The organism is Amycolatopsis sp. cmx-4-83 (genome assembly GCF_046548815.1).
Taxonomy (GTDB): Bacteria; Actinomycetota; Actinomycetes; order Mycobacteriales; family Pseudonocardiaceae; genus Amycolatopsis; species Amycolatopsis pretoriensis_A.
In genome coordinates this window covers 510,856-531,616 of sequence record NZ_JAEBEF010000001.1, presented here as the reverse complement: position 1 = coordinate 531,616, position 20,761 = coordinate 510,856, and the positions used below count along the sequence as shown (strand labels likewise).

The window sequence follows — 20,761 nt, the reverse complement described above, 5'->3', positions numbered from 1 at the left end:
GGTGGTGGTTCGGACCAATGCGCTGTCACCCGGACGTGTCTTTGGTGACCCGCCACCCCGAAGCTTGATTGTGACTACGGACGGGGCTTCGGATCGGGGAGGGGGCTGGGTGGAGTGCCGGGGCGGCGGGCGCGCCTCTCGCCCCTTCGCACAGTAGGGTTCCCGCCATGGCCAGCAAGCCCAAGCAGCTGCTCGCGGAGTTGACGCACCCCGGTCCGCACGAGGTCCTGCGGGGGAATCTCGCCCTGGTCGGGCTGCCCGGCGTCGTCTTCACCCCCCGTGCCGGTCTCGGCCTGCCCGCCGTGGCCTTCGGGCACGGGTGGCTGCAGCCCCCCGATCGCTACCGGCAGCTGCTGCGGCACCTCGCCAGCTGGGGCATCGTCGCCGCCGCGCCGGCTACCCAAAAGGGGCCCCTGCCGTCGCACCGGTTGCTCGCCGCCGATCTGCTGACCACCCTCGACGTCGTCACCACCGTGCGGCTCGGGCCCGATGGCATCAGCGTCGATCCCGCCAAGCTCGGGCTCGCCGGGCACTCGGCCGGGGGTGGCGCCGCCGTGCTCGCCGCCGCGCAGGACGCGCGGGCCGAGCACCCGCGGATCAAGGCCGTCGCCACCATCACCGCCGCGCAGACGTTGCCGCCCGCGCACGAGGCCGCCAAGGCCATCACCGTGCCCGGGATGCACCTCGCCGCCGAGGGTGACCTGGTCGCGCCCGCCGTCGGGCACGCCGAAGCCATCGCGAACGCCTGGGGTGGCGACGACGTCCAGCTGCGGCTGCTCGGCAAGGCGTCGCACCTGGGTGTCACCGAGGGCAGGCACTGGTCGCAGCTGATCATGCACGGCAAACCGCACCGCGGGACGCAGCAGCTGACCCGCGCGCTGTTCACCGCCTTCTTCCTGACGCACCTGACCGGCACCGACAAGTACCGGCCCCTGCTCGAAGCGGACGTCAAGCGCGCCCCGATCGAGCGCGAGGAAGAACCCGCGCTCTGACGCGGGAAGGGCCCGGCCGGAGCCGGGCCCTTCCTCACACCAGCCAGCTGGTGCTGGAGAAATCGTCGTCGTCGTCCGGCTGGCGGGCGTGCCGGCCCCGCCGGGGCGGCTCCGGTGCCGGGGGCTCCGGGACCGGCTCGGGACGCGGTGCCACCGCGGCCGGCCGTGGTGCCGCCGCGGCCGGGACCGGTGTCCCGTAGCTCGGCGTCGGGTACGCCGTGTAGCCGGTGTCGGCCTCTTCGTCCTGGACGCCGAACTCCATCAGCGACTCGCGCGACTTGTCGGCCAGCGTCTTCTCCGTCGCCCAGCCGCCCGCGCTCTGCTTGCGCTTGTTGAGCTCGTCCATGTGCTCGGCGTACTTCTGCGCGGCGGCCATCTCCCGCTGCAGCCCGGCACTGGCCTGCTCCTTGGCCTCGGCGACGTGGCGGTCGCGCAGCCCCCGCTGCTCGTCCTGCTCGCGCGCGGCGGCGTCCATCGTCGAGATCGCCGTGCGATATCGGTCTTCGGCGCTGGTCATCGGCTCTCCTCAGCCCTCGTCACCGGTCGTACCGGATCGACCGGTCACCCTCGTCGTCGAGCGAGCCGCTGATCCGGCCCTTCGCGCCGCTGGTTTCGAACACGCCGCCCTCGATGCGGTACTGGCTGGGCCCGCGCTGCTGGTCGCCGCCGCCACCGCCGCCACCCGGGGCGCCACCCATGCCGCCCATCATCCCGCCCATGCCGCTCATCCCGCTCATGCCGGACGAGCCGCTCGCCGCGGCCTGGTGCGCGCCGGCGTCGACCGGGGTCGCGCCCAGGCCGCTGCCGTCGGACATCGGCATCGACGCGTCGCTGCCGGTCTGGGCACCCGGGTCGAGCGACACCGCGCCGGCGAAGTCCGCCGTCCCGCCGCCACCGGTGACGGCGGAGCCGAAGTCGCTCGCCCCTGCCGTCGAGGTCGCGTCGCCGCCGGCCCCGGCACCCGCGTCGGCCATTGCCACGGCCGGCTCCGCCGCGACGCCGCCACCGCCACCGCTGCCACCGAAGTCACCGCTGACGTCCACGCCGCCCGGAGCGCTGAACCCGCTCCCCCCGCCACCGGCCGCTTCGCTGCGCGTGAAGCCCGGGTCCGGGTTGGGCGGCGACGGGTCCTTCGTCACCGGCGGCTCGGCCTTCGGGTCGTGCTTGACGTCCGAAGCCGCCGGGTCGGTCTTGCCGTCGCCCTTGAGGTCGTCCGCCTTCGGGTCGTCCTTCTCGTCCAGCGTGTAGGTGGTCGGCTCGCCCTTGCCGTCGTCGACCGTCACGATCGTCGGGCCGTCGGGCCCCTCCGGCCGCTCGGCCGTGATCTTGAGGTTGCCGTCCTGGATGTGGATCTTGCCGTCCGGGCCCGGCTTGTAGCTGCCGTCGGCCGAGGGCTGCCCCTCCTTGACCGCCTGCTGGCTGCCCTGCGGGCCGAAGCTGCCGTCGGCCTTGGCACCGTCCTTGGCGCCGTCCTTGCCGTCCTTGCCCGCTTCGGCCTTGTCGTCGTCACCCCAGTCGAGGTGGTAGTCCTTCTTGTTGCCGTGGCCGTCGTCCACGGAGATGTCCTGCTTGCCCTCCTTGTCGGGCTCGGACATCTCGATCGTGTTGTCGCCCTTCTTGACCGACACCGTGTCGGTGTCGTCCATGTCCTTGATGGCCTCGCCGGTCTTCGGGTCGATCGGGTACGGCTCGCCGGTCGACGGGTCGACTTCGAGGGGCTTGCCGGTGATCGGGTTCTTGCCCTCCTCCGGCTTCGCGGGTTCCTCCGCCTTCGGCGGCTCGGCCGCGGACGGCGTCGTGCCGCCGCCCCCGGTGCCCCCGCCGGTCCCGCCGCCCGTGCCACCACCGGTACCCCCGCCGGTGTTGCCGCCCTTGTCCCCGCCCCCGGTGTTGCCGCCGTTGTCGCCGCCCTTGTCGCCGCCGCCCTCGTTCTTCGCCTCGGTCAGCTGGTTGCGGTAGCCGTCCATGAACCGCGCCAGCGCGCCGAACTGCTGGTCGATGGTGTCCTTGGCGGACTTGCAGGAGCCGTTGAAGGCGTTGATCAGGCTCTTGTACTCGGTCGAGAAGGCGCCGTCACGCCAAAAGCGGGTGACCTGGCGGCCGTATTCCTTGTTCTCGTCGTTGAAGCCGCAGTCGTCGTTCTGCAGGCGCTCGGCGAGGTTCGACTGGTTGTTGTGCTTCGCGTTCACGGCGTCGATCCAGCTCGCGACCTTCATGAAGTCGTCGAACTCTTCGGTTTCGCCGTTGGCGACCTTGAGGACGTCCTTGGCCATCGGGATGTCGGCCTCGGCGATCACCGGGCGGTGCAGCTGCAGGACCTCGTCGACCTTCTTCTTGACGGCGTCGTAGACGTGCGTCACGGTCTGCGGGATCAGCTTCGCCGCGCCGTCGATCTGCTGCGAAAGCTCCTTGGCGTGCGGCTTGATCGTCTCGTCGTACTTGATCTCCGCGGCGTTGGCGCCCTTGCCCTTCCACTCCCCGAAGAGGGTCTGGAGCTCGGTGTCGCTCTTGCTCAGCGAATCCTCGACGACCTTGTGCGCCTTGGTCAGGTCGTCGGCCTCGGTGAGGAACTTCTGGAACTGGATCCCGCGGTTCTCGTGGAACTTGTCCTTGAGCTCCGTCTTGGAATCGATCTTCGTGTTTTCGCCCTTGATCTGGTTCCAGACCTCGTCGGTCCACTTGGCGAGCAGGTCGACCGCGACGTTGCCCTGGTCGAGCAGTTCGTCGGAACTCTTCGCGCCGGCCCCCAGCGTGGGCGTCGCGATCCCGTCTAGGTTCTTCTTCGCGTCGTCCCGCGCCGCGGTGTCGCGCTGGTGCTCCTGGTTCTTGGCCGCGGCTTCCTGCTGGGCTTCCTTCAGCGCTTCGTCGACGTCGTCCGACGATCCCGGGAGCCAGTCGTTGGTCCAGCTGTTGTCGGAGTAGTTTTCGATGTACTTCTTCGCGTACTCTTCTTCTTCGTCGCTGAAGTTGAACGTGTCTTCGCCGTACTCGTCCATCAGCTTGGACTTGGCTTCCATCGACACGTTCGGGTCGTCGAGGACCTTCTTGATTTCGGCCCATTCAGCCATCAGCGGTTACCCCCGGCCTGGTTCGCCGTCGCGCTCGCGTTCTGCTCCTGCGCGGTGTACTTGCCCCCGGCCGTCCCGATCCCGCTGCCCAGGTTCATGAGGGCGTTCGACAGCCCCGTCATGCCCGCGCCGATCTCGTCGATCCCGGCCTTGTACTTCCCGAAGCCCTCCTGGTGCACGCGGCCGAAGTCGGCGGCGGCGATCTCGGTCGGCGCGACCTTCTTCGCTTCCGCCCCCGGGTCGTCGGCGGCGTCCGCGAGGCGGACCTGCGCCCGCGTCATCGCTTCCGAACTCGCTGCATACCCGTCTGGCATGGTCGCTGCCCCCTTCGATCCCACAGTCCCTGGCTCGGGTTTTCAAGACTGTGACGCGCCCGGCCGCCGTTCGGTGCCGTCGCAGATGCACACAGAGTCTAGCGGTCGGCCCCGCGCCCTACCTGGGCTTTGCCGAACTGCGCCTCACCCGGTCGGGCGTTGCGCGGCGACCGCCTCGGCGATCACCTCGGCCACGCCGCGGACGTCCACCAGCCGGTCGAGCTCGTCGAGGTCGACCGAGACGCCGTAGGTGACTTCGGCCCGCGCGAGCAGCTGGATCCGCTGCCGGGACGTCATGCCCAGCTCGTCGAACGGCGTGACGTCGGTCAGCCGCTCCGGCGGGATCTCCAGCGCGAAGCAGATGATCCGCCGGAGCTCCTCGACGTACGCGCCCGGGTCAGCCATGCCGCTCATTCTCGCCCCACCAGCGGTCGCGGGCCGCGGCGCGGGCCACCTTGCCGCTCGAGGTCCGCGGCACCGCGCCCGGCGGGACCAGCCACAGGCCGCGCAGCGGCAGGTCGTGCCCCACCGAAACGGCCCGCCGCACGGCCTTCTCCACCGACTCGTCCGGGGCCGCGCAGCCGGCCACGACCGCGACCCCCTCACCGCGGGCGTCCCGGACGGCGAACGCGGCGACCCGGCCGGCCCGCACGGCCGGGTGCGCGGCCTCGACGGTCGCCTCGACGTCCTGCGGGTAGTGGTTGCGGCCGTCGACGATGATCAGGTCCTTGAGCCGGCCGGTGACGTACAGCAGTCCTTCGCGGACGAAGCCGAGGTCGCCGGTGGCCAGCCAGCCGTCGGCCGCCAGCGGGTCCTCCCGGCCCCAGTACCGGTCGGCGACGTTCGGGCCGGACACCTGGATCTCGCCGACCTCGCCGTCCGGCCGGAGCTCGCCGGTCGCTTTGTCGACGATCCGGATCCGCTGCCCGTACGGCCGCCCCGCGGACACCAGCGGTTCGCCGCGCTCGGACGTCGTCACGGTCGCGCCCTCGTCGCCGGTGCTCGTGACGAAGACCGTCGCCTCGGCCAGCCCGTAGCACGGCTTGTGCGCCGCACGCGGCAGCCCGAACGGCGCGAACGCCCGCTCGAACGCCTCGACGGTGGCCGCGCGGACGGGCTCGCTGCCGTTGAGCACGGAGTTGACGTGCGAGAGGTCGACGGCCTCCAGCTCCCCCGCCGCTTCGGCGGCCAGGTCGAACGCGAAGTTCGGCGCCGCGGTGATCGCGCCCGGGTAGCCGGCCAGCAGCCGGATCCAGCGCAGCGGGTCGCGCACGAACTCCATCGGCGTGAAGAACACCGACCGCGAGCCGAGGAAGACCGGCGTGCCGATGAGCAGGACCAGCCCCATGTCGTGGAAGAACGGGACCCAGCCGGCCAGCGGCGTCGACGCGTCGGCGTGGTAGCAGCGGGTGGTCTGCCAGCAGCTGGCCACCAGCGCGCGGTGGGAGATCACGGCGGCGGCCGGGCGCCGCGTCGAGCCCGACGTGTACTGCAGGTAGGCGGGGTCCGACATCGCCACTTCGGCGGGCGGCTCGGTGTCGTCGGACCCGATGTCCTCGAGCGCGAGCACGACGTCCGGCGCACCGGCCAGCGAGGCCGTCTTCTCGAGCAGGTTCTTCGAGGTCAGGCACACCGCCGGACCGGCGTCGGCGAAGGCCGATTCGATCCGGGCGGCGTGGGTGCGACCGGTCGGGACGGACAGCGGCATCGCCACGAGCCCCGCGTAGAGCGTGCCGAGGAACGCGACGACGTACTCGAGGTCCTGGCGGGCGACGATCGCCACGCGGTCGTCCGGCCGGGTGTGGCGGCGCAGTTCGCGGGCGACACCGCGGACGCGCGCGAGCACCTGCGGCCAGGTCAGCGTGTGCTCAGCCGGTCCGGGGAAGGTCAAGCACGTGAAGGCCGGGCGATCTTCGGCGGCGTTGCGGAGCAGGTGGTCCGTGAACGGCGTGGCCAGGACCTCGTCCGGGACGGCTGCGGGCGGCACGGCCCCATCCTGCCCTACCGTTGGCGGGCGATGGACCAGTTCGAGAAGCACGGGATCGGCGTCGTCACCGGACGCGACGCGAGCGCGCGGGCCCTGCGCTCGCCGGACCTGACGTCGGACCCCGGTGGCGGCTCGCCCAGCGTGCTGCTGCGCGACGGCGAGGGGCACACGCGGCTGCGCGGGGTGCTGCGGGAGATCATCGCCGGGCTGGAGCCGCTGCCGGCGCCGGTGCTCGCCGGGATCGAGGCCGTGGTGGCCGGGCTGGGCCCGGCATTCGACCTCGTGCGCGACTTCGCGCGGCCGGTGGCGGGCGCGGTGACGTCGGCGGTGCTGGGGATCCCCCTCGACGACGCCTTCCTGGACCGCCTGGAGGCGACGACGGCGAACCTCGACGTCTTCGGCGGCACGGACCGGGCCGGGCAGGCGGCCGCGTTCCGGCTCGCGGTGCAGCTGAGCCGCACCCCGGCCGGGCCGGGCGGCCTGACGGCGTTGCGGGAGGCGCACGCGGACGGGCGGCTCGACGAGGACGAGCTGACGTTCACCCCGGTGGTGCTCGCGCACGCCGCCTACGAAAACTCGCTGAACTTCCTGGCCTGCGCCGGGCTGGCACTGGCCGCCTCGGGGCCGAGGTCCGTGCGCGAGCTGGTGACGGAGATCAGCCCGGCCCGGTACGTCCTGCGCTTCGGCGCCGACGGTCCGGTGGCGGTCTCGCTGGCCGACGGCCTGCCGTTCGGGCTGGGCCGCCACGCGTGCCCGGGTTCCGGGGTGGCGCTGGCCGAGGGCGAGGTCGCGCTGGGAGCGCTGGCGAAGGTCCTGGCGCCGGGCTGCGAAGTCACCGACGTGGCCTGGAAGACCCACCCGGTGTTCCACGGCCTGGCCTCGGCGCGGGTGGTCGTGAGTGGTTAGGCGGGTTAGAACCCCTCGGGTTCTAGCGGTCGTCGCAACACCTGACACTGGAGGTGTTGTCATGACAGGAAACCGCCGGTGGCTGTCCCGAGACGTTCGGGTGGCGTTCTGGGACCAGATGCGGGCAGGGTTGCCCGTCGAGCAGGCCGCGGTGGCCGCGGGCGTGTCGCCGGCCAGCGGGAGACGGCTGTTCGACCAGGCTGGCGGCGTGATCACCACCGCGCCGAGGGCCTGCTCGGGCCGCTGTCTCTCGCTGGCCGAGCGAGAAGAAATCATGGTCCTGCACGCCCAGCACCTGCCCAAGGCGGACATCGCGCGGCGGCTGGGCCGCGACCGCTCCACGATCGGGCGGGAACTGGACCGCAACAGCACCGCAGGCGGCTACCGGGCCAGCACCGCCCAGCACGCCGCCGAGCAGCGAGCGAAACGACCCAAGACCACGAAACTGGCCGCCGACCCGGTCCTGCACGACCACGTCGCGCAGGACCTGCGGGCGCGGTGGTCGCCCGAGCAGATCGCTGCCAGGCTGAAACGGGACTTCCCCGACCAGCCGAGGATGCACGTGACCCACGAAACGATCTACCAGGCCCTCTACGTCCAGGGCCGCGGTGCGCTGCGGCGCGAACTGGCCGCGTGCCTGCGCACCGGACGGGCCCTGCGCAAACCCCAGCGCACCCCGGACGGGCGTCGCGTCCGCCAGGGCAAGATCGCCGGGATGGTCCCGATCTCCGAACGGCCCGCCGAGGCCGCTGACCGGGCCGTCCCGGGGCACTGGGAAGGGGACCTGATCGTCGGCAAGGACAGCCGGTCGGTGATCGGGACCCTGGTCGAGCGCAGCACCCGGTTCTGCCTGTTGCTGCACCTGCCCGAGGGCAAGGACGCCGCGGCGGTTGCCGAGGCCATGATCACCACGATCCGTCGGTTGCCGGATGAGCTGTGCCGGTCGCTGGCCTGGGATCAGGGCGCCGAGATGGCCCAGCACGCCCGGATCACGATGGCGACTGAGATGGCGATCTACTTCTGCGACCCGCACTCACCGTGGCAGCGGGGTTCCAACGAGAACACCAACGGTCTGCTCCGTCAGTATTTCCCGAAGGGCACCGACCTGTCGGTGCACACCCCTGCTGACCTGGCCAACGTCGCTGCCGAGCTCAACGGCCGTCCCCGCAAGACCCTCGGCTGGGACACCCCAGCCGAGCGCCTCACGGTGCTACTGTCCACACAGGAGCCTGTTGCGACGACCGCTTGAATCCACCCCCGCCTGAACACTCACGACCGGTTACGAGACCGCTGAGACGACGCCCGCGAGCCGGTCGGCCGCCGCCTGGGCGGTGGCCTGGGCCGGGGCCTCGACCATCACGCGGACCAGCTGCTCGGTGCCGGACGGGCGCAGCAGCACCCGGCCCTCCTCACCCAGCTCGGCTTCGACCGCGCCGATGGCGTCGCGGACCTCGCTCGAGTCCGCCACCGCCGCCTTGTCCGCGACCGGGACGTTCACCAGGACCTGCGGCAGCCGGTTCATCACGGCGGCGAGGTCGGCCAGCGACTTGCCCGTCTCGGCCATGCGGCTCATCAGGCGCAACGCGGTGAGCAGGCCGTCGCCGGTGGTGGCGTGGGCCGGGAGCACCACGTGGCCGGACTGCTCGCCGCCGAGGGCGAAGCCGCTGGCGCGGAGCTCCTCGAGGACGTACCGGTCGCCGACCGCCGTCGTCACGACGTTGACGCCGTTGGCCTTCATCGCCAGGTGCAGGCCGAGGTTGCTCATCACGGTCGCGACCAGCGTGTCCTTGGTCAGCTCGCCGGCCTCGGCCAGCGCGAGCGCCAGCACCGCCATGATCTGGTCGCCGTCGATCAGTTCGCCGGCGGAGTCGACGGCCACGCAGCGGTCGGCGTCGCCGTCGTGCGCGATGCCGAGGTCGGCGCCGTGCGCGACGACGGCCTTGCGCAGCTTCTCCGGGTGGTTGGAGCCGCAGTGGTCGTTGATGTTGACGCCGTCGGGGTCGGCGTGCAGCGCGACGACCTCGGCACCGGCCCGGCGGTAGACCTCGGGCGCGGCCGCGGCGGAAGCGCCGTTCGCGCAGTCGACGACGACCTTCAGCCCGGCGAGCGAGCCCGGGGTCGCGCCGAGCAGGTGGGTGGCGTAGCGGTCGAGGGCGTCGTCGACGGTGGTGACGCGCCCGACGCCGGTACCGGTCGGGCGGACCTTGCCGTCGGCGAGGCCGGCCTCGATCTCGTCCTCGATGCCGTCGGGGAGCTTGTGCCCGCCCGCGGCGAAGAGCTTGATGCCGTTGTCGGGCATCGGGTTGTGCGACGCGGAGATCATCACGCCGAGATCGGCCTCGAGCGCGCCGACCAGGTACGCGACCGCGGGCGTGGGCAGGACGCCGACCAGCCGGACGTCGGCCCCGGCGGACGTGAGACCCGCCACCACCGCGGCTTCGAGCATCTCGCCGCTGGCGCGCGGGTCACGGCCGACGACGGCGACCGGCCGGTGCGAGCGGTCGTGCGCGGCGAGCACGCGGGCGGCGCTGGCCGCCAGTGCGAGCGCCAGCTCCGGCGTCAGCTCGGCGTTGGCCAGGCCACGTACCCCGTCGGTACCGAACAGGCGTGCCATCGATCGACCTCCTTGTGGAACCACCACGACAACCTAGCGATCCTGACGGACCGCGTTCCCCCACCCCCGAGTGTTGCTCCGGGGGCCGGATGCGCAAAAACCGGAGCGCCCATCCGATGGACGGATGGGCGCTCCGGTGGGTTGCGCCTGAGGGCGCGATCAGCGCTTGCTGTACTGCGGGGCCTTGCGGGCCTTCTTGAGGCCGTACTTCTTCCGCTCCGTGGCGCGCGCGTCACGGGTCAGGAAGCCGGCCTTCTTGAGGGCCGGGCGGTCGTCGGCGTCGACCTCGATGAGCGCACGGGCGATCGCCAGGCGCAGCGCGCCCGCCTGACCCGAAACGCCGCCACCGTGGAGGTTGGCGAAGATGTCGAACGAGTCCGGCTTCTCGACCAGGACCAGCGGGTCCTTGATGAGCTGCTGGTGCACCTTGTTCGGGAAGTACTCCTCGAGGGTGCGGCCGTTGAGCTTGAACTCGCCGGTGCCCGGGACGACCCGGACGCGGACGACGGCTTCCTTGCGGCGGCCGACCGTCTGCGCGTTGCCGCCGGCGGCCCGCGACGGGCGCGGCGCGGCTTCCGACTCGCTGGTGGCGACCGGCGTCTCGCTGGTCGCAACCGGGGTTTCGCTGGTCGCGACCGGCGTCTCGCTGGTGGCGGCCGGGGTTTCGCTGGTGGCCTCGGCGCCGGTCTCGGTCGCCTCGGTGGCCTCAACGACCTCGGGGGTCTCGGGCTCGGTGCTGGTCACAGACTGTTCCTCACTCACTGCGCGACCTGCGCGATCTTGGTGATCTCGCGCACCTGCGGCTGCTGCGCGGTGTGCGGGTGCTGCGGGCCGGCGTACACCTTGAGCTTCTTCGCCTGGGCGCGGCCGAGCTTGTTCTTCGGCAGCATGCCCTTGACGACCTTTTCGACAAGGTGCTCGGGCTTGGTGTCCAGCAGCTCGCCGAACGAGCGCTTCCGCAAACCGCCCGGGTAACCGCTGTGCCGGTACGCGAACTTCTGCTCGCGCTTGTTTCCGGTGAGCGCGACCTTCTCGGCGTTGACGATGATGACGAAGTCACCGGTGTCCACGTGCGGGGCGTAGGTCGGCTTGTGCTTGCCGCGCAGCAGCGTGGCGACCTCGGTCGCGAGCCGGCCGAGCACGACATCCTCGGCGTCGATCACGTGCCAGGCACGAGTGACGTCGCCGGGCTTGGGGCTGTACGTGGGCAAGGGTCTACCTCGTCGTCAACATTGCGTGTGGGTTCTGTGCGGGCCTAGCGCTGATGCGCCGCAACGCACAACGACATATGAAGATACCCCCACGTCCACCGCGCCCGTGCATCGGGGGTGGGTGGGAGCGCCCATACTAGGCTTCCACCGGCCCGGGCGCAGCCGGACTCTACCCGGTTTTCCGGCCGAACCGCCTGCACGCGTCGCCACGACACGCGAGGATGGGACCATCCGGGCGGCACACGCGAGCAGGGGACGGCATGAGGAAACGACCGACGGCGATCTTCGTCCTGGCTGCCCTCCTGGCCCTGGTCAGCGCCTGCGGCCAGGCGAAGGCGGGCACCGCGCTGGCGAAGGGCGACGACGCCGCGGACTACGTGGGCGGCAAGTTCGAGCAGGTGATCGGCAAGCTGGGCGACGCCATCACCGACACCCGCGACGTCACCAACTCGCTGGACGCCTACTTCAAGTTCGACGACAAGTGGATCCACAGCACGGTGACGTCGGCCCGCACGGGCAGCCCGGAGAGCCGCGCGGTGCGGCACCGCTCGCAGAAGAACCCCGACGAGATCATCGACACGTACACGCCCGCGGACGGCACGGTCGAGTACACCTACCTCGGCCCGATGTACGTCCAGAAGGGCGTCTCGCCGACGGCGTGGGTCTCCATGCCGAAGCCGGAGGCCGGGCTGGTCCAGCCGTGCGTGTGGGGCGGCGTGCTGACGCCGTGCCGGATGGCGGACTCGACCGTCGACGCCTACAAGGCCGACAAGCGGGCCGTGCGCGGCGCGAAGAGCCTCGGCGACGGCAAGACCGCGCTGACGGTCACCGTGCCGTTCGAGGTCTTCGTCAAGAACAAGGTCGAGATCCTGCCGCCGAGCATCACGAACCAGGTCGGGCCGGAGCTGAAGAAGGCGCCGGTCCCGGCGACGATCACGCTGAACCCGGACGGCAGCCTCGTCTCGTTCGGCATGGAGGCGAAGTTCTCCGGCGACGGCCACAACGTCGAGCTGAAGTACGACTTCCGGTTCACCGGCAAGGCGAGCCTGCAGGACATGCCGAAGCTGCCCGACGCGTCGCAGATCACGGTGCTGCCGGACCGCGCCGCCATGAACGACTTCTACCGCCGGCTCGGCGAAGCGCAGGGCAGCTGAGGCGTGACCACGACCCGAGGTGAACTCCGATGACCCAGCCGCCGGACCCGCAGCAGCCGCAGTGGTGGCAGCCGCAGCCGAACCAGCCTGGTCAGCCCGCTCAGCCGCCCGCTTGGCAGCCGGAGCAGCAGGCGACCGGCCCGCACGCCGGGCAGTGGCAGCAGCAGAACGCCGAGCCGGGCACGGGTTCCTACACGGGCCAGTGGAACCAGGGGCAGCAGCCGGGCACGTCCGGGTCGTTCTCGGGCCCGTGGCAGCCGGGCGCGCCGGCTCCGTGGCAGCCGCCGTCCCAGCCGACGCCGCAGCAGCACCCGGGTACGCCCGCGGCAGGCCGGCCGGCGCAGAGCCAGCCCGGGCAGCAGTTCGGCGGCGGGTTCCAGCCGGCGCAGTACGGCGGGCTCGGCGCGTTCACCCCGGAGCCGGCGAAGAAGCCGAAGTCCAAGAAGCCGTTGCTGATCGCGGGCGCGGCGGTTCTGGTGCTCGTAGCAGGCGGCGGAGCGGCGTGGCTGCTCGGCGCGTTCCGCGGTGACGTCCTGGAGCAACAGTCCCTTCAGGACGGTGTCGTCAAGGTCCTCAACGAGAACTACGGCGAGCCGGACGTGAAGAACGCGCAGTGCCCGTCGAACGAAGCGGCCCGGAACGGGACGACCTTCGACTGCACGGTCACGATCGGCGGGCAGGAGAAGAAGGTGACCGTGCGGGTGCTCAACGACCGGCCGGAGTACGAGGTCGGCGCCCCGCACTGACCGGGCGGCGCCGGAAAGCCCCGCCCCGCCGGGTTTTCCCGCCGTCCACTTTCCCGTCGCCGGGAATTCGCTTGCCGCACAACGGAAAACGGCGGGCCCCGCACCGGAGTGCGGGCCCGCCGTGGTTCCCGGGGCTAGCGGCTCAGAACAGGCCCTCGACGGCCTTGTCCGTGCTCTGGTAGCCGTCGGCGATCTGCGGCAGGGCGGCGGCGATCTGCGCCAGAACCTGCTTCAGGTCCTCGAACTTCTGGTCCCAGTTGCGCTGGGCCTGGTCGTACTGGTCCTTCGCGGAACCGGTCCAGGTGGTGACCAGCGGCTTGAGGTCGTCCTTCAGACGGTCGAACGCCTGCTGCAGCTCGTTGCCGGTGGTGCTGCAGTCCTCGGCGGCCGCGTGGATGGTCTGGTAATTGACGACAATGCCGGCGCCATCAGGCATGGTGTGCTCCTTCGAAAAGTGCGGAAGTCAGGTGGTCTGGGGTGAACGGGGTGTGACTCAGCCGAGGCGGTCGAAGCCGCGGTTCACGGCCTGCATGATCTCCTGCTGCTGCTGCTCGGAGCGCTCGTACTTCGAGCCGGCTTCCTTGAGCAGCTCCGCGATCTTCTGCAGCGCCTGGTTCATGCCGCGGGCGTCCTCGTCGAACCGCATCATCACGTGGTCGAACGCCTTCTGCGCCTCGCCCTGCCAGCCGGCGCGGGTGGCCTCGATGCGGTCGCGCAGCGTGGACAGGTTCTGGTCCATGCCGGCGCGCACCTCGGTGACGCGGCCTTCGGCCTCGGTGAACTGAGCCGGTGTTCCCTGGAATCCGACAGACATGCCGGAACCCCCTTCGCAAGATTGATGGTCGTCCGTACCAGGCTTGTTCGTTTGTACGGCCCTACGACGCAGACATTGCCATGCCCGGTTCCCCCGTGTCGTGCTTTGCCCACAAGTAGTTGCTTGCGTTAACGCCCGCCGCGGGAACCGATCGCCGGAGGTATTCGCCGATCACCCCGGACCAGCGACGCGTCACCCGAAAATGTCTTCTCCACCAGCGGAGTTAGCACACGCACAGCGACCGCGGCACCGCCGTCACTGATCGCGTTTCATGATTCGCATCTGGGAAAAGTCTTCGTCTTCATCACCCGATCGAGGCGTCCGGGCGGGAAGTTGCGAAAGCGAAGGAACCGGATCGGGAACCTCCGCGACCGGCAGCCCGCGGGCGCGGCGGAACCGTTCGGCGGCGGCGCGCAGCGCGCCGGGCGTCGGGTCGCCGGACTTCCCGCCGCGGCCGCTGCGCTTCAGCAGCTCGGCGTTTTCGCTGCGGCGCCGCTGGGCGCGCGCCTTCGCGTTCCCGGCGACGCGGCGCGCGTGCGTCACCGCGTCCTGCCCCGCCCGTTTGAAGGACGCCGCGGCGCTTTCGAATTCTTCGGACGGCACCGCGTGCCTCTCTCAGTTGAGGATTTCGACCGTGGACACGGCTTGCGTGCACGCGACGGCGACCCGGTCCTTCAGCTGCGCCGTGGCGTACTGGCAGCCGATGTGCACCCGCACCTTGCCCTTCGCGACCACGTACCAGTCGACCTGGAGATCCGGCCGGTCCGGTTTGCTTTCGTGGTAACCGATCACGGTCCGGCCGGCGTAGGACACGCTCGGGTTGAACGCGCTCCAGCGCTCGGTGTCGGCCTCCGCGCTGCGCTTGAGCTCGTCGACCAGCTTCTGCGGATCGGCGGTCGCGTCGTAGTCCATCACGTATTCCTGCGCGACGAGCAGGTCGTTGCCGTCGCGGGATTCCTGCGGGTGGATGACGACCTGGCGGTCGGCGACCCGGTCGTCGGTCTGGACCCAGTCCCCCGGCGAGACGAACTTGAAGTCGTACTGCGAGAGCGTGCGCCCGCTCGCGGCGTCGTTCCCGGAGCTCTTGAACACGAGGATGCCGGCGACGACGAGCGCGGCCACGACGACCACCGCGATCCCGGCGACGCCCCACAGCTTCCGCTTGCTCTTCGCGGCCGGTTCCGGCGCGGGCCGTACCGGCGGCGGGCCCGGCTGGGCGGGCTGGCCGGCGGCCGGGGTCCACGGGCGGGCCGCGGGCTGGCCGTGGGGCGGCGACGGCGGCGGCCCCTGGCGGTTCGGGAACCCGCCCGCGGCGGGCGCGGTGCGCGGCGGGACCGGTGCCTGGCGCGGGGCGACGTCGCCCGGCCGGACGACCTCCGTGCGCTGCGCCGCCGGGCTGTGCGCGCCGCCCGGTACCGCGCCGAGCCGCGCCATCGTTTCGCCGGGGAGGGCGCCGGTGCGGTCCGGGTCCACCAGCACCGCCCGCAGCGCGCCGCGCGCCACGACCGTCTCGGGCTGGTCGAGGCTCGTCGGCACCACGCCGGTGCGCTCGTGCACCAGCCGGGAGATCATCGGGATCCGGCTCGAGCCGCCGACCAGGAAGATCGCCGTGAGCTGCTTCGGCCGCAGCCCCGCGTCGCCGATGGCCGCGACGGTCAGCTCCACCGCGCGGCCCAGCGGCGCGGCGATCAGCCGCTCCAGGTCTTCGCGGGTGACGTGGGCGTCGGCGAACGGCGGCGGCATCGGCACGTCCGTGTAGGCGTGCCGCGAGAGCGTCTCCTTCGCGCCCCGGACGTCCTGGCGCAGCACGCGGCGGCGGCGCCGGTCGACCAGCTCACGCCCCTCGACAAGCTGGCGCCACGCGTCCGGGTCGGCCGCGGACACCAGCGAGCCGACGTGCTCCAGCAGCGCCTGGTCGACGTCCGCGCCGCCGAACCCGGGGTCGCCCCGGGTGGCGAGGACCTGGAACCCGCCGCGCTGCGGACGCCCGGCGCGGTCCCGCGCGTTTTCCGGCGGCAGCCGCCGGACCACGCTGACGTCCACCGTGCCGCCACCGAGGTCCAGCACCGCGAGCGTGTCGCCGGGGCGGCCGCTGAACTCGACGGTGCGGTCGTTCGTCACGTCCTGCGGCGCGAACGTCGCCGCGTGGTACACCGCCGCGGCGACCGGCTCGGGCACCAGCGCGACCTCGCGCGCCAGCCCGCCCGCCGCCTGCCGCAGCAGCCGGGTGCGGATCGCGCCCCAGTCCGCCGGGTGGGTCAGCACCAGCAGGTCGATCTCGGCGTCCCCGGCGAGGCGGCGCGCTTCGGCCACCGCGCGCCCGAGGACGGCGTGCACGACGTCGGTCACCCGCAGGACGCTGTCGCCGAGGAGCAGCTCGCCCTCGTCGATCCGGCGCTTCGGGTTCGGCTCGTACCGCGAGGGGTCGACCGCCGCCTGCCGCTCGGCCTCCTGGCCGACGAACAGCGTGCCATCCGCGGCCGCGAACACCGCCGAGGACATCAGCGGCTGGCCGTCGATCACCACGACCTGCGGTTCGCGCCCGTTCACGGAGGCGACGACGCAGGTGCTCGACGTCCCGAAGTCCACCGCAACCCGGACCGTCACCAGCAGCTCCCGCACATTTCGTCGCGATTCCCCACACCCCGCCGGCGGGGCGCTCCCTCGGGGAGGAACCTACCCACCCCGCCGGGAGCTCGTCCCGCCGCCGTCGTCAGTCGGGCTGGATCCACGCGACCTGGATCAGCTGCTTGCCCGCCTTCCGGGTGAGCAGGTTGCCCCGGCCCGGCGGCATCGCGCTCGGCTTGATGTTGCCGACCAGCGCGCCCTCGTCGCGGGAACCGTTCATCACCATGCCCGGCGCCGCGATCTCCTTGAGCTTGCCGATGATCGGGTCGTACATCGCCTTCGACGCACCACCGGTGCGCCGCACGACCACCAGGTGCAGGCCGACGTCCTTGGCCTGGGGCAGGAAGTCGGAGATCTTCCGCAGCGGGTTGGTCGTCGACGTGGCCACCAGGTCGTAGTCGTCGACCAGGATGAACAGCTCCGGGCCCTTCCACCACGACCGCGTCTTCAGTTGCTCCTGCGTCACGTCCGGGCCCGGCAGGCGCCGCGTCATCGAGTTGAAGACGTCCCCGACCATGCTCTCCAGCTGGTTCGACGACACCGCGTACCCGAGCAGCGCGTCGCCCTGGACGAAGCCGAGCATCGTGCGCCGGTAGTCCACCAGCAGGATGAGCGCTTCGGACGGGGTGTAGCGCTCCGAGATGCCGCGGGCGATCTGCCGCAGCAGGTTCGTCTTGCCCGACTCGCCGTCGGCGAAGGCGTAGAAGTGCGGCTCGGCGTTGAAGTCGAGGTAGATCGGCTGCAGGTCTTCCTCGTTGACGCCGATCGGGACCAGCTTGGAGTCCCGCGCGGTGTCGAGCTTCAGCACCTCTTCGTAGGTGATCATCTCCGGCAGCAGGCGGACCTGCGGCGCGACCCGGCCGCGCCACGCGCCCTTGATCTTCGCCACCGCGTCGGCCACCCCCGCCGCGATCGTCTCCGGGTCGCTCGACCCGTCGATCCGCGGGAGACCGCCCAGCATGTGCAGCTTCTCCCGGGTCAGGCCGCGGCCCGGCCGCCCGGCCGGGATGTTGACCGCGACGCGGCGGTCGATGTCGGACTCGGTCGGGTCACCGAGGCGCAGCTCGAACCGGGTGCCCAGCATGTCCTTGATCGCCGGCCGGATGTCCGCCCAGCGGTTGGCGGCGACGATGACGTGCACGCCGTAGGACAGACCCTGCGTGGCCAGCCGGGTGATGGTGGTTTCCAGCTCTTCGAAGTCGTCGCGCAGGGCCCGCCAGTTGTCGACGACGAGGAACGCGTCGCCGAACGGGTCCTGGTCCGGCCGGATCTCGCCGCGGCGCTTGCGGTTGCGGAACTCGGTCATCGAGTCGATGCCCATCGCCCCGAACCGGCCTTCCCGCTCGGTGAGCAGGGTGGTCAGCTCGGCCACGATCCGCCGCGCCTTGTCCGGCTCGCGCCGCGCCACCGCGACGCCACCGACGTGGGGCAGGTCGGCCAGACCGGTCAGCGTGCCGCCACCGAGGTCGAGGCAGTAGAACTGCGCTTCCTCGGGGGTGTGCGTGAGCGCCATCGACATGATCAGCGTCCGCAGCATCGTCGACTTGCCCGACTGCGGGCCGCCGACGATCACGCCGTGGCCGGACGCACCGGAGAAGTCCGCCCACAGCGGGTCGCGGCGCTGCTCGTACGGCCGGTCGATGATGCCGAGCGGGACCTGCAGCCGACCGTTGCCGAAGAAGCCGACCGGGGACAGGCCGCGGTCGTCGGTCGGGTTCAGGTTCGGCAGCAGCGTGTCGAGGGAGTTCGGGTCCTTCAGCGGCGGCAGCCACACCTCGTGCGCCGGCGGGCCCTGCCCGACCAGCCGCGAGACGATGACGTCCAGCTCGCTGGGTTCGACCGCCTCTTCGGGCTGCCGCTGCTCTTCCTTCGGGGCTTCCTCGATGAACTGCGGTTCCGGCTCCTTCGGCAGTTCGACGAAGTCCGGGACGAACAGCTGCGGCCGCTTGTCCGCGCGGACCACGGTCGCCGCCGGGCCCGCCGCCTTCAGGCCGGCCGGCCGGTACGGGCCCGAGACGTAGGACGCCTTGAACCGCACCAGGGTCGAGGTGTCGTACTTCAGGTAGCCACCACCGGGGACCGAGGGCAGCTCGAACGCGTCCGGCACGCCGATCGCGGCGCGGGACTCCGCCGCGGAGAAGGTTTTCAGGCCGATCCGGTACGACAGGTGCGAGTCCAGGCCGCGCAGCTTGCCTTCCTCGAGGCGCTGGGAGGCGAGCAGCATGTGCATCTGCAGCGACCGGCCCAGCCGGCCGATCGCGACGAAGAGGTCGATGAAGTCCGGCTTCGCCGACAGCAGCTCGGAAAACTCGTCACAGACGATGAACAGCGCGGGCAGCGGGTCGAGGTCCGCACCGTTCTCGCGGGCTTTCTCGTATTCCCAGACGTTCTTGAAGTTGCCGCCGTTCTTCAGCGCTTCCTGGCGCCGGTTCATCTCGCCGGCCAGCGCGTCCCTCATGCGGTCGACCAGCGTGACCTCGTCCGCGAGGTTGGTGATGACCGCGGAGACGTGCGGGGCCTTGTCCAGGCCCATGAACGTCGCGCCACCCTTGAAGTCGACGAGGACGAAGTTGAGCGTGCTCGACGAGTGCGTGGCCAGCAGGCCCAGCACCAGGGTGCGGAGGAACTCCGACTTGCCGGAACCGGTCGCGCCGATGCACAGGCCGTGCGGGCCCATGCCCTCGGCGGCGGCTTCCTTGATGTCCAGCTCGACCGGCTGGCCGTACTCGCCGACGCCGAACGGGACGCGGTAGCGGTCGCGGATCGGCCGGGGCCGCCACGCCTGCTGGACGTCGAAGGTCATCGGGTCGCCCGGGATGCCGAGCAGTTCGAGCAGCGACGGGTTGGACAGCAGCGGCTCTTCGTCGCCGACGTCCTGACCCGCGGCGCCGCCGACGCGGTACGGCGAGATGAGGCGGGCCAGCGACTCGGTCTCCACCAGGCTGAGCGTGTCGGGGCGGCCGAACCACTCGACGCCGCCGGCGCTGCGGGCGCCGAGCCGGTCGGCCTCCACGACGAGCCGGAGGCCGCGGCGGGCGGCGAGGTTGCCGAGCGAGTCGGACAGGTCGATCAGCGTGACGCCGACCAGGCCCTCCTCGAGGACGATCTGCTCTTCGCGGGTGACCTCGGCGTCGTCGATGATGATGACGACGTGCGGCTGGTCCGGCGCCGGCGTGGCGTTGCGGGAGAACCGCTGGCGGTCACGGAGTTCTTCGTCGAGCCAGTTTTCGATCTGCGCCAGCGAACCGGCCATCATGCGGAGCTGGCCGATGCCGTCCGACAGCGTCGGGTGCTGGGCGTGCGGCAGCCACTTCGCCCACTCCCACTCCTCCTTCGCGCGGCCCGCGGTGGCGACCGCGACCAGCACGTCGTCGGGGCTGTGGAAGGTGACCATCTGCGCGAGCATCGCGCGGGTGAGGCCGCGGGTCAGCGCCCGGTCGCCCTGCATGCTCACCGCGGCGAACCCGCGGAGGGTGATCTGGGTGGGGAGGTCCGGCACGATCGAGTGCGCGCGCACGAACCGGCGCAGCGCGAGGGTGGCGATCGGCTCCAGTTCGTCGACCGGCCCGGTCTGCGGCGGGACCAGCCGCGTCGCGAGGCGGTGCGAGCTGCGCCCGACGCGCAGGTGCAGGAAGTCCTGGTCGTTCTGCCGCCGCTCCCACATCCGGCGGCTGGCCGCCAGCGACCACAGCGACTGCGGGTCGGGGTGCACCCACTCGAGCGCGGCGCGCTGGTCGACCATCGCCTCGCGGGCGCGGTCGCGCATCTGGCCGAGGTAGCGGAGGTAGTCCTTGCGGTCTTCGTCCATCTCGGCGCGCTTGGCACCGCCGCCCTTGCCACCGCCGCCGGCCATCATCCCGAGCGTCCCGACGACCATCATGCCGCCCATGGCCATCATCATCGGGTTCCGCCCGCTGGCGGTGAACATGAAGACCATCATCCCGAGCGACGCGAAGATCATGACGATCGGCAGCGCCTTCATCACGATGTTGCCGGGGATGACCCGGGGCACCTCGGGCGGCGGCTCGAGGTGCACCTCACCACCCGGCGGGCGCGGTGCCGCCAGCCGCGGCGACTTCTTGAACTGCAGCGTGCTCATCGAAGGACCCCTCATTCAAACTCGACGATGGCGGCCACCGCTTGGTGCGCAAGGTGCGCGAACAACCTATCGAACGTCCTGGCGGAATTCCGGCGGATGCCGTAACCGCTCACCGGCGTGGTCCTGACCCCGCCTGGCGAGTGTACGGCCCGGCACCGGCAGTGATCCGGCGTTCCGGCCACCGACCTGCGTTCTCCCGGCGCCCAGAGGTCGTGAACGCCGGGCCGC

The 20,761-nt window shown here is 71.5% G+C and carries 18 protein-coding genes; 5 read left to right on the top strand and 13 right to left on the bottom strand.

The features are described from left to right. Positions 1-167 precede the first annotated feature (167 nt). On the top strand, positions 168-992 hold the full coding sequence (locus tag ACLJQM_RS02775) for a chlorophyllase/cutinase-like alpha/beta fold protein (RefSeq protein WP_360768273.1): 825 nt from the start codon (positions 168-170) through the stop codon (positions 990-992). A gap of 34 nt (positions 993-1,026) precedes the next feature. On the opposite strand, the gene ACLJQM_RS02770 is transcribed toward ACLJQM_RS02775, so the two are convergent. From ACLJQM_RS02770 to ACLJQM_RS02750, 5 genes are all read right to left on the bottom strand, one after another. Further along, on the bottom strand, positions 1,027-1,509 hold the full coding sequence (locus ACLJQM_RS02770; RefSeq protein WP_360768270.1) for a hypothetical protein: 483 nt from the start codon (positions 1,507-1,509) through the stop codon (positions 1,027-1,029). 19 nt (positions 1,510-1,528) lie between these two features. Beyond that, positions 1,529-4,060 (bottom strand): hypothetical protein, encoded by a 2,532-nt coding sequence (locus tag ACLJQM_RS02765; protein WP_410630050.1) that lies wholly within the window; start codon positions 4,058-4,060, stop codon positions 1,529-1,531. Then, on the bottom strand, positions 4,060-4,341 hold the full coding sequence (locus ACLJQM_RS02760) for a hypothetical protein (protein ID WP_247015034.1): 282 nt from the start codon (positions 4,339-4,341) through the stop codon (positions 4,060-4,062). The genes ACLJQM_RS02765 and ACLJQM_RS02760 overlap by 1 nt, the downstream gene beginning before the upstream one ends. Before the next feature lie 177 nt (positions 4,342-4,518). After that, positions 4,519-4,779: an acyl carrier protein gene (locus ACLJQM_RS02755; protein ID WP_247015036.1), complete on the bottom strand. Its 261-nt coding sequence runs from the start codon at positions 4,777-4,779 to the stop codon at positions 4,519-4,521. Next, positions 4,772-6,361 (bottom strand): fatty acyl-AMP ligase, encoded by a 1,590-nt coding sequence (locus ACLJQM_RS02750; RefSeq protein ID WP_410630047.1) that lies wholly within the window; start codon positions 6,359-6,361, stop codon positions 4,772-4,774. The genes ACLJQM_RS02755 and ACLJQM_RS02750 overlap by 8 nt, the downstream gene beginning before the upstream one ends. Positions 6,362-6,391: 30 nt before the next feature. On the opposite strand from ACLJQM_RS02750, the gene ACLJQM_RS02745 reads away from it, so the two are divergent. Together ACLJQM_RS02745 and ACLJQM_RS02740 are read left to right on the top strand one after the other, a co-directional pair. Then, a complete protein-coding gene (locus ACLJQM_RS02745; protein WP_410630046.1) occupies positions 6,392-7,267 on the top strand; it encodes a cytochrome P450 in 876 nt (291 codons plus the stop codon). Positions 7,268-7,328: 61 nt separating this feature from the next. Then, the gene (locus ACLJQM_RS02740; RefSeq protein ID WP_410630044.1) at positions 7,329-8,516 is read left to right on the top strand and encodes an IS30 family transposase; all 1,188 of its coding nucleotides are present in this window, start codon (positions 7,329-7,331) and stop codon (positions 8,514-8,516) included. 30 nt (positions 8,517-8,546) lie between these two features. Here ACLJQM_RS02740 and glmM read toward each other — a convergent pair whose 3' ends face one another. From glmM to rplM, 3 genes are all read right to left on the bottom strand, one after another. Beyond that, complete coding sequence (gene glmM, locus ACLJQM_RS02735) at positions 8,547-9,881, bottom strand: phosphoglucosamine mutase (protein WP_410630042.1); 1,335 nt, start codon at positions 9,879-9,881, stop codon at positions 8,547-8,549. A gap of 159 nt (positions 9,882-10,040) precedes the next feature. Continuing rightward, a complete protein-coding gene (gene rpsI, locus ACLJQM_RS02730) occupies positions 10,041-10,625 on the bottom strand; it encodes a 30S ribosomal protein S9 (RefSeq protein ID WP_360768252.1) in 585 nt (194 codons plus the stop codon). 14 nt (positions 10,626-10,639) lie between these two features. Further along, a complete protein-coding gene (gene rplM, locus ACLJQM_RS02725; RefSeq protein WP_086857631.1) occupies positions 10,640-11,092 on the bottom strand; it encodes a 50S ribosomal protein L13 in 453 nt (150 codons plus the stop codon). 260 nt (positions 11,093-11,352) lie between these two features. Here rplM and ACLJQM_RS02720 point away from each other — a divergent pair, with 260 nt between their 5' ends. Continuing rightward, on the top strand, positions 11,353-12,246 hold the full coding sequence (locus ACLJQM_RS02720; protein ID WP_247015046.1) for a hypothetical protein: 894 nt from the start codon (positions 11,353-11,355) through the stop codon (positions 12,244-12,246). Positions 12,247-12,275: 29 nt separating this feature from the next. Beyond that, complete coding sequence (locus ACLJQM_RS02715; protein WP_410630039.1) at positions 12,276-12,992, top strand: DUF4333 domain-containing protein; 717 nt, start codon at positions 12,276-12,278, stop codon at positions 12,990-12,992. Positions 12,993-13,134: 142 nt separating this feature from the next. Here ACLJQM_RS02715 and ACLJQM_RS02710 read toward each other — a convergent pair whose 3' ends face one another. From ACLJQM_RS02710 to eccCa, 5 genes are all read right to left on the bottom strand, one after another. Beyond that, positions 13,135-13,428 (bottom strand): WXG100 family type VII secretion target, encoded by a 294-nt coding sequence (locus tag ACLJQM_RS02710; protein ID WP_410630037.1) that lies wholly within the window; start codon positions 13,426-13,428, stop codon positions 13,135-13,137. Positions 13,429-13,485: 57 nt separating this feature from the next. Further along, complete coding sequence (locus ACLJQM_RS02705) at positions 13,486-13,806, bottom strand: WXG100 family type VII secretion target (RefSeq protein ID WP_410630035.1); 321 nt, start codon at positions 13,804-13,806, stop codon at positions 13,486-13,488. 255 nt (positions 13,807-14,061) lie between these two features. Next, a complete protein-coding gene (locus ACLJQM_RS02700; protein ID WP_247015054.1) occupies positions 14,062-14,409 on the bottom strand; it encodes a hypothetical protein in 348 nt (115 codons plus the stop codon). 12 nt (positions 14,410-14,421) lie between these two features. Further along, positions 14,422-16,413 carry a type VII secretion-associated protein gene (locus ACLJQM_RS02695; protein WP_410630033.1) on the bottom strand — a complete coding sequence of 664 codons (1,992 nt, stop codon included), beginning with the start codon at positions 16,411-16,413 and terminating at the stop codon, positions 14,422-14,424. Positions 16,414-16,519: 106 nt separating this feature from the next. Continuing rightward, a complete protein-coding gene (gene eccCa, locus ACLJQM_RS02690) occupies positions 16,520-20,533 on the bottom strand; it encodes a type VII secretion protein EccCa (protein ID WP_247015059.1) in 4,014 nt (1,337 codons plus the stop codon). Positions 20,534-20,761 lie beyond the last annotated feature (228 nt).

Bases quoted from the DNA above. Each gene is read 5' to 3' on its own strand.
- ACLJQM_RS02720 (WP_247015046.1), top strand. From the start codon at position 11,353: ATGAGGAAACGACCGACGGCGATCTTCGTCCTGGCTGCCCTCCTGGCC.
- ACLJQM_RS02755 (WP_247015036.1), bottom strand. From the start codon at position 4,779: ATGGCTGACCCGGGCGCGTACGTCGAGGAGCTCCGGCGGATCATCTGC.
- ACLJQM_RS02715 (WP_410630039.1), top strand. From the start codon at position 12,276: ATGACCCAGCCGCCGGACCCGCAGCAGCCGCAGTGGTGGCAGCCGCAG.
- ACLJQM_RS02770 (WP_360768270.1), bottom strand. From the start codon at position 1,509: ATGACCAGCGCCGAAGACCGATATCGCACGGCGATCTCGACGATGGAC.
- ACLJQM_RS02745 (WP_410630046.1), top strand. From the start codon at position 6,392: ATGGACCAGTTCGAGAAGCACGGGATCGGCGTCGTCACCGGACGCGAC.
- ACLJQM_RS02705 (WP_410630035.1), bottom strand. From the start codon at position 13,806: ATGTCTGTCGGATTCCAGGGAACACCGGCTCAGTTCACCGAGGCCGAA.
- ACLJQM_RS02765 (WP_410630050.1), bottom strand. From the start codon at position 4,060: ATGGCTGAATGGGCCGAAATCAAGAAGGTCCTCGACGACCCGAACGTG.
- eccCa (WP_247015059.1), bottom strand. From the start codon at position 20,533: ATGAGCACGCTGCAGTTCAAGAAGTCGCCGCGGCTGGCGGCACCGCGC.
- ACLJQM_RS02760 (WP_247015034.1), bottom strand. From the start codon at position 4,341: ATGACGCGGGCGCAGGTCCGCCTCGCGGACGCCGCCGACGACCCGGGG.
- ACLJQM_RS02740 (WP_410630044.1), top strand. From the start codon at position 7,329: ATGACAGGAAACCGCCGGTGGCTGTCCCGAGACGTTCGGGTGGCGTTC.
- ACLJQM_RS02710 (WP_410630037.1), bottom strand. From the start codon at position 13,428: ATGCCTGATGGCGCCGGCATTGTCGTCAATTACCAGACCATCCACGCG.
- ACLJQM_RS02775 (WP_360768273.1), top strand. From the start codon at position 168: ATGGCCAGCAAGCCCAAGCAGCTGCTCGCGGAGTTGACGCACCCCGGT.
- glmM (WP_410630042.1), bottom strand. From the start codon at position 9,881: ATGGCACGCCTGTTCGGTACCGACGGGGTACGTGGCCTGGCCAACGCC.